This is a genomic window from Ensifer sp. LC163, assembly GCF_001695855.1.
GTDB lineage: Bacteria > Pseudomonadota > Alphaproteobacteria > Rhizobiales > Rhizobiaceae > Ensifer.
In genome coordinates, this window is sequence record NZ_MBSS01000004.1 from 163,121 (window position 1) to 170,397 (window position 7,277).

7 protein-coding genes are annotated in these 7,277 nt (G+C 63.1%); all 7 read left to right on the top strand.

Annotated elements, in window-relative coordinates; all coding sequences use genetic code 11:
- Window positions 1–7 precede the first annotated feature (7 nt).
- The 7 genes from BC360_RS05030 to BC360_RS05060 all read left to right on the top strand — a co-directional run bounded on the left by BC360_RS05030 (window position 8) and on the right by BC360_RS05060 (window position 6,910).
- Complete coding sequence (locus tag BC360_RS05030; protein WP_139109920.1) at window positions 8–616, top strand: nicotinate-nucleotide adenylyltransferase; 609 nt, start codon at window positions 8–10, stop codon at window positions 614–616.
- A 44-nt stretch (window positions 617–660) separates the two neighbouring features.
- Window positions 661–1,152: a ribosome silencing factor gene (rsfS, locus tag BC360_RS05035; RefSeq protein WP_083222446.1), complete on the top strand. Its 492-nt coding sequence runs from the start codon at window positions 661–663 to the stop codon at window positions 1,150–1,152.
- Between the two features lie 268 nt (window positions 1,153–1,420).
- Window positions 1,421–1,903 (top strand): 23S rRNA (pseudouridine(1915)-N(3))-methyltransferase RlmH, encoded by a 483-nt coding sequence (gene rlmH / locus BC360_RS05040; protein ID WP_065780595.1) that lies wholly within the window; start codon window positions 1,421–1,423, stop codon window positions 1,901–1,903.
- A 228-nt stretch (window positions 1,904–2,131) separates the two neighbouring features.
- On the top strand, window positions 2,132–3,547 hold the full coding sequence (locus tag BC360_RS05045; RefSeq protein WP_139109915.1) for a murein hydrolase activator EnvC family protein: 1,416 nt from the start codon (window positions 2,132–2,134) through the stop codon (window positions 3,545–3,547).
- Entirely contained in the window at window positions 3,537–4,859 is a 1,323-nt protein-coding gene (locus tag BC360_RS05050; RefSeq protein ID WP_065780593.1) for a S41 family peptidase, read from the top strand. The genes BC360_RS05045 and BC360_RS05050 overlap by 11 nt, the downstream gene beginning before the upstream one ends.
- Window positions 4,860–4,996: 137 nt before the next feature.
- Entirely contained in the window at window positions 4,997–6,214 is a 1,218-nt protein-coding gene (locus tag BC360_RS05055) for a divergent polysaccharide deacetylase family protein (protein ID WP_065794492.1), read from the top strand.
- 168 nt (window positions 6,215–6,382) lie between these two features.
- A complete protein-coding gene (locus BC360_RS05060) occupies window positions 6,383–6,910 on the top strand; it encodes an RNA pyrophosphohydrolase (RefSeq protein ID WP_065794493.1) in 528 nt (175 codons plus the stop codon).
- Window positions 6,911–7,277 lie beyond the last annotated feature (367 nt).

Consider the following 7,277-nt stretch of genomic DNA (forward strand, 5'->3'; position numbering starts at 1 on the left):
CTGCGAAGTGAACGGCCGCTATCTGCGCATGCCCCATGTTGAAAGCGGCATGGTGGTCGGCCTGTTCGGCGGCTCGTTCAACCCGCCGCACGAGGGGCATGTGCTGGTCGCCGAAACGGCGATCCAGCGCCTTGGCCTCAGCCAGCTCTGGTGGATGGTCACCCCCGGAAACCCCTTGAAGAACCACGACAATCTGGCGCCGCTCGCCGACCGCATCGCGCTCAGCGAAAAGCTCGCTCCGGATCCGCGCATCAAGGTGACCGCCTTCGAAAAGGCACTGGGGCAGAGCTATACCGCCCGCACGCTGGAGATCGTAAAGGCCCGCAACCGCGATATCCGCTTCGTCTGGATCATGGGCGCCGACAACCTGAAGAGCTTTCACCGCTGGCAGAACTGGCAGAAGATCGCCCGCACCTTCCCGATCGCGGTCATCGATCGGCCGGGCTCGACGCTTGCCTATCTCTCTTCGCGCATGGCCAAGACCTTCGACTATGCCCGCATCGACGAGGACGATGCCCGGCGCCTTGCTTTTCACCGGGCACCCGCCTGGACCTTCGTCCACGGGCCGCGTTCCTCGATGAGTTCGACGGCGCTGCGGTCCGCCAGGACGGCGTGAAATCGAATGATTCATTTCTCGTGTCTTGAAACCGTTCTGGTTTGATGCCTACATTTACTGACGGTTCGGGCGAAACGGTCGAATCGGAAGTGCCTGTTCTGTTCACTTGGAAAGGAAAAACCCTGACAACAGCACACGCCAAGGGATATGCGGCCTCCGCGTTCCCACGCAGCACGGGATCTAGCGACGAAGCCGCTGTCCGTGCGCTTCAACTGGTCCTCGAGAGCCTAGAGGACTCGAAGGCAGAAGATATCGTCACCATCAACATTGCCGGCAAGTCGGCGCTGGGAGACTTCATGGTCGTTGTCTCCGGGCGATCGAGCAGGCATGTGGCGGCAATTGCCGACCATCTGACCACGGATCTGAAGGACGAGGGTTTCGGCAACGCCCGCGTCGAAGGTCTGGAAACAGGTGACTGGGTGCTGATCGATACCGGCGATGTGATCATTCACATCTTCAGGCCGGAAATCCGGGAGTTCTACAACATCGAAAAGATGTGGGCGACACCGGAAATCGAGGACGGCACGCTGCATTGAGACCGCCGGGTTCGTCGGACGTCTGAGCCGTCACGCGAGCCGAGTTGCGGTCATGCATGTTGGGAATGTGGCTGTCATCGCCGAAGCGGCGTATCACAGCGAAGATGATTGTTGCGACTGACCGTAGCTTGCAGCGCTGTCGCGTCTGGTATGACGCGTAAAGGTCGCTGTTGGGCATTAGCGCGCTGCAGGATCTTCTCCTTGAATCGATCCCGGTTTCAGGAGTTATGCAGGTGCGCGGTCCAGCGCAGGCGGAGACGGATGTGTCATGCGTATCGGACTTTTCGCAGTCGGCCGCCTGAAGGCGGGGCCGGAAAAAGACCTTGCGGCCCGCTATCTCGATCGTTTTGCCAAGGCCGGTCCGGCAATCGGTCTTGAACTTTCCCGCGTGGTCGAAGTCAACGAAAGCCGCGCGTCCAATTCCGACACCCGCAAGCGCGACGAGGCATCGCAGCTCGAAAAGGCGCTCGCCGAAGGCAGCCTGCTGGTGCTGCTCGACGAACGTGGCAAGGCGCTTGATTCCGAGGGCTTCGCATCGCTGCTCGGCACCTTTCGCGACGGCGGCAAACGCGATCTGATGATCGCGATCGGCGGCGCCGACGGGCTCGACCCGAACCTTCATGCCCGCGCCGACGCCGTGCTCAATCTCGGCAAGATGACCTGGCCGCATCAGCTGGTGCGGATTCTGATCGCCGAACAGCTCTATCGCGCCGTGACCATCCTCTCCGGACATCCCTACCACCGTGTCTGAGACGCACGACGCACCGGCGATAACGAGAATATGTGTTGGTCGCATCCCCCAAATCAGATTAGGCTTTTTTGTTGAAGAGGGCGTCGCGCGCCCGGCAAGGAAGCGCAGCGAACACTCACAAACGTTGAAACTGCGCATGACGCTTTCCGGAAATCGTTTCCGGTTAGCGAACATATGCGGCGGTATTTCCAGTTGGACGCCTAAGGACGAATGACGCGCCGAAGCATGATGAGCGCTTTCGAAAAGATCGGTGGCGATGCATGGCGGCCCAGCCGCAGTGCGGCGCTGCTGGCGCTTGGGCTTGCCGTCGCGCTTCCCGCTGCGGCCCAGGATGCCCCGGCAACGCCTGCTGCATCGGGCGCGGATCAGCAACAGGGGCCGCCCGACCCGGCCGCAAACCTGACGCTTCGTCGCGATAGCACCCGCAGCGAACTCGATGCGCTGTCGAAAACCATTACGCTGTCGCAGGAGCGCGCCGACGAGCTGGCAGCGACCATAGCCGAGATCGACAAGAGCAACGAGGCGCTGCGCGTCGCCATTGTCGAATCCGCCAAGAAACGGCAGGATCTGGAGCAGCAGATCGTCGACGGCGAGAAGAAGCTGAGCGAGTTGCGCACCAAGGAGGATACGGTACGCCGGTCCCTGCGCGCCCGCCGCGGCGTGCTGGCGGAGGTACTGGCAGCCCTGCAGCGCATGGGCCGCAACCCGCCGCCGGCGATCCTGGTGACGCCCGAGGATGCGCTCGGCTCCGTTCGCAGCGCCATTCTGCTCGGTGCTGTCGTGCCCGGGATTCGCGAGGAAACGGATAACCTCGTCGCCGACCTCAAGGCGCTCGCCGATATCCGCGCCGGCATCGGCAAGCAGCGCGAGGAGCTGACCGCGGCGATGACGGCCAATGCCGAGGAAGAGCGCCGCATGTCGATGCTCGTGGCCGAGAAGGAAAAGCTGCGCCAGAAAAGTGCGGCCGAGCTCGCCGCCGAGCAGCGCAAGGCGCAGGAACTCGCCTCCCAGGCGACCAATCTCGAAGGCCTCATCGGTTCGCTGGAAAACGAAATCGCCTCGGTGCGCGACGCCGCCGCCGCCGCCCGCGCCCAGGAGGAAGAGCGCTTGCGCATGAGCGAGGCCGAGCGCGAAGCCGCGCGGGAGCTTGCCCGCAGCGCCGTGCCCGACAAAAACCGCATTGCGCCAGCATACGTGTTTTCGGAGCTGAGGAGTAAGCTTGCCTATCCGGCCGCGGGATCGCTTTTGCGAAAGTTCGGCGATGCCGATGGTACGGGGCACTCCCTGCAAGGGATCATGTTGGAAACCAATCCCGGTGCGCTGGTGACTGCGCCGTCAGATGGCTGGATCGTCTATGCAGGCAATTTCCGCAGTTATGGGCAGATGATCATTCTCAATCCGGGCGACGGCTACCATGTGGTGCTGTCGGGCATGGAGAAGGTGAGCGTACAGACCGGACAATTTGTCGTGGCGGGTGAACCGCTTGCGACGATGGGTGCAAAAAGAGTCGCAAGCGCTGCGGCCTTGGCGCTGGAAACCGACCGGCCGACGCTTTACATTGAATTCCGAAAAGACGGAAAACCGGTTGATTCCCGACCGTGGTGGACCGCAGCAGAGGTTGGAAAGGCGCGAAATGATACGTAGGGCTTCACTTGTTCTGGTCGGGGCGCTGATGGGTGCGACCGCTATGGGCGTCATTTATTCGGCTGTCGTTCCAGCCGTCGCGGCCAATACCTCGACCTATCGCGAGCTGGCGATTTTCGGTGACGTTTTCGAGCGCGTGCGCGCGCAGTACGTCACCCCTCCGCAGGATGACAAGCTGATCGAGAATGCCATCAACGGCATGCTCTCTTCGCTTGATCCGCATTCGAGCTACATGAACTCGACCGATGCCGAGGACATGCGCACCCAGACCCGTGGCGAATTCGGCGGCCTCGGCATCGAAGTGACGATGGAAGACGACCTCGTCAAGGTGACGAGCCCGATCGACGACACGCCAGCGGCCCGCGCCGGCGTTCTCGCCGGTGACTTCATTTCCAAGATCGATGGCCAGGATGTTCGTGGCCTGAAGCTCGAGGATGCGGTCGAGAAGATGCGTGGCGCCGTCGGCACCCCGATCAAGCTGACGATCCTGCGCAAGGGCGCAGACAAGCCGATCGAACTGTCGATCGTGCGTGACGTGATCGCCGTTCGCGCCGTCAAGTTCCGCACCGAGGGCGACGTCGGCTATCTCCGTGTGATCTCCTTCACCGAGAAGACTTACGACGACCTGAAGAAGGGCATCGAGAAGATCAAGGCGGAAGTGCCGGCCGACAAGCTGAAGGGCTATGTTCTCGACCTGCGCCTCAACCCGGGCGGTCTGCTCGACCAGGCGATCAACGTTTCGGACGCCTTCCTGGAGCGCGGCGAGGTCGTTTCGACCCGTGGCCGCAATCCGGACGAGACCCGTCGCTTCAACGCGACGCCGGGCGACCTGAGCGACGGCAAGCCGGTGGTCGTTCTCGTCAATGGCGGCTCGGCCTCCGCATCGGAAATCGTTGCCGGCGCCCTGCAGGACCTGAAACGCGCGACCGTGCTCGGCACGCGTTCCTTCGGCAAGGGCTCGGTCCAGACGATCATTCCGCTCGGCGAAGCAGGCGCTCTGCGCCTGACGACGGCGCTCTACTACACGCCGTCGGGCAAATCGATCCAGGGGACGGGCATTACGCCCGACATCAAGGTCGAACAGCCGCTGCCGCCGGAACTGCTCGGCAGGGTCGAGGCCCAGGGCGAATCCGATCTGCGCGGCCACATCCAGGGACAGAGCGAAACCGACGAAGGTTCCGGCTCGGTCGCCTATGTGCCGCCGGAGCCGAAGGACGACCTGCAGCTCAACTACGCGCTTGACCTCTTGCGCGGCAAGAAGACCGATCCGGCCTTCCCGGCAAGCCCGGAACAGGCCGAACTCAAGAAGTAAGCCTTTAAAGGCGCCGGGCTGGTCAACCCGGCGCCTTTATACTATGTGGGCAGCAGGTGCTGCCGGAAACCGCTGATTCTCATAAAGACGGCGCATCCCTCACCGGCAACTCTCCTTCAGGTCGACCGAGGCTCCGTTTGGGAACAGATCTCAATGCCCCCCTTGGCCAGAACCGCCGGGAAAAGACCGCGCCAAAGCGCAACCGTCGCCGCCTGCTCAGCTATTCCGTTGTCGGCATCTTTACTGTTTCCGTGATCGGCCTTTCCGTCTGGAACGCCATCGCTCCGGATGGGTTGCGCAGACAGCCTTCGACACAGGGCGAGGCTTCGCCGGAAACGGCCCAGATGGCGGAAAAGACACCCAACCCGACAAGCGGGCAATCATCGAACACCAGCGGCGGGGCGCTTAAGCCGGGCAACGCCTTTTCTGGGGCTCATGTCGAGGAAACCCTGACGAACGACGGCACGACCGTCACCAAGTTCTCGCCGCGCCAGCGCGACGGTAGCGGTCCCGCGCTGATCAATGTCGGACCGATACGCGGCCAGGACCCGCGCATGGCCGCTCTTCCGAATGACGATCTGTTGGAGGAAAGCGCCCAGGGCCGATTGCCGATCACCGGAGCGGATGGCTTGCGGCCGATGGATCAATATGCCCGCCCCTGGTCCGGCGCGCGCGGCACCCGCATCGCCCTTGTGGTCGGCGGCCTTGGCCTCAGCCAGACCGGCACGCAGAAGGCCATCCGCGACCTGCCGCCAGACGTCACACTCGCCTTTGCCGCCGCCGGCAACAGCCTGCAACGCTGGATGCAGGAGGCAAGACGCAGCGGCCACGAGATCCTGCTGCAGATCCCGATGGAACCGTTCGATTACCCGGACAACGATCCGGGACCGCACGCGCTCCGCCTGTCGCTCGGCGCGACGAAGAACCTGGCCGAGCTGCACAAAAGCATGGCGCAGATCACCAACTATACCGGCATCATGAACTATCTCGGCGGGCGCTTTCTCTCCGATGCCGATGCTCTCGAACCGGTGATGCGCGATCTCGGCAAGCGCGGGGTGCTTTTCCTCGACGACGGCACCTCGGCGCAATCGCTGTCCGGAAAGCTCGCCGATGCCTTCGACGTTCCGCATGGCTTTGCCGACATGACCGTTGACAGCGAGCTCAGCCGCAGCGCCATTCTGAAAAAGCTCGATGAACTGGAGCGCATCGCCCGGCGCAACGGCACGGCCATCGGCGTTGCCTCCGCCTTCGACGAGAGCGTGGCCGCCATCACGCAATGGGCCGGCGAGGCGCAGGGGCGCGGCATCGAGATTGTCGGCGTCTCGGCGCTCGTGAAGGATCCGGAGCAAAGATAGACCGAGCGCTTCTGCGACGTCGTGCTTTACGCCAAGCGCGAGAGCGCCGCCCGCACGAAACCATTGCGGACCCGGAACAGGGGTGCGATGAGACATCTCGACGGTTCGAACATTAGGGCAGCGCTCGGCCGTGATCGTGCGGCGCCTTGAGCCAGGAGAGGACAGCGGATGAGCAAACACAACGACAAAAACCTGCGGCCGGAAGACCTGCCCTATCGCCCCTGTGTCGGGGTCATGGTGCTGAACCGTGCCGGCCTCGTCTGGGCCGGTCACCGGGTTGCCGTCGGTAACTCAGAATATGACGGCTCGCCGCAGCAATGGCAGATGCCGCAAGGCGGCATCGACAAGGGCGAAGACCCGCTGAAAGCCGCCTATCGCGAGCTTTATGAAGAGACGGGCATGCGCACCGTCTCGCTCCTGGCCGAAGCACCGGGTTGGATCAACTACGATCTGCCCTCGCACCTGATCGGCATCGGCCTCAAGGGCAAATTTCGCGGCCAGACGCAGCGCTGGTACGCCTTCCGCTTCGAGGGCGACGAGAACGAAATCGCCATCAACCCGCCTCCAGGCGGCCACGAGCCGGAATTCGACGCCTGGGACTGGAAGCCGATGCGCGACCTGCCGCAGATGATCGTGCCCTTCAAGCGCAAGGTCTACGAGGACGTCGTCGCCGCCTTCGCCCATCTGGTTCCATAACGGCGTCTGGTTTGACACCGGGTTGTCCGGCGCGAGGCCCGAAACCAGTTGGGCACAGGGTCGCGGCGCGTTCGTGGGCAGATCGGCATCGGCGTCCAAGCAGAGTTTCAATCCGGCCGGCGAGGATCCGCCATGCCGGCGGCAGCCGGCAGCCTCCGCGCCTATCCTTTAAGCGCCACCAGGCGACGAGCGGGCCATCGATCGCCACGGCCTATGCCAGAAACCAAAAAGCCGCCGAAATGATCGGCGGCTTCAGACCGCTGACAAACCCGTCGATTTTTCGGCGGGTTTTGTTTTGCGGATTGGGTTGTTTTTGACGGCCGTGTTTTGGCGGAGGTGAAGAAGGACGCGCCGGCTCACGCCATGG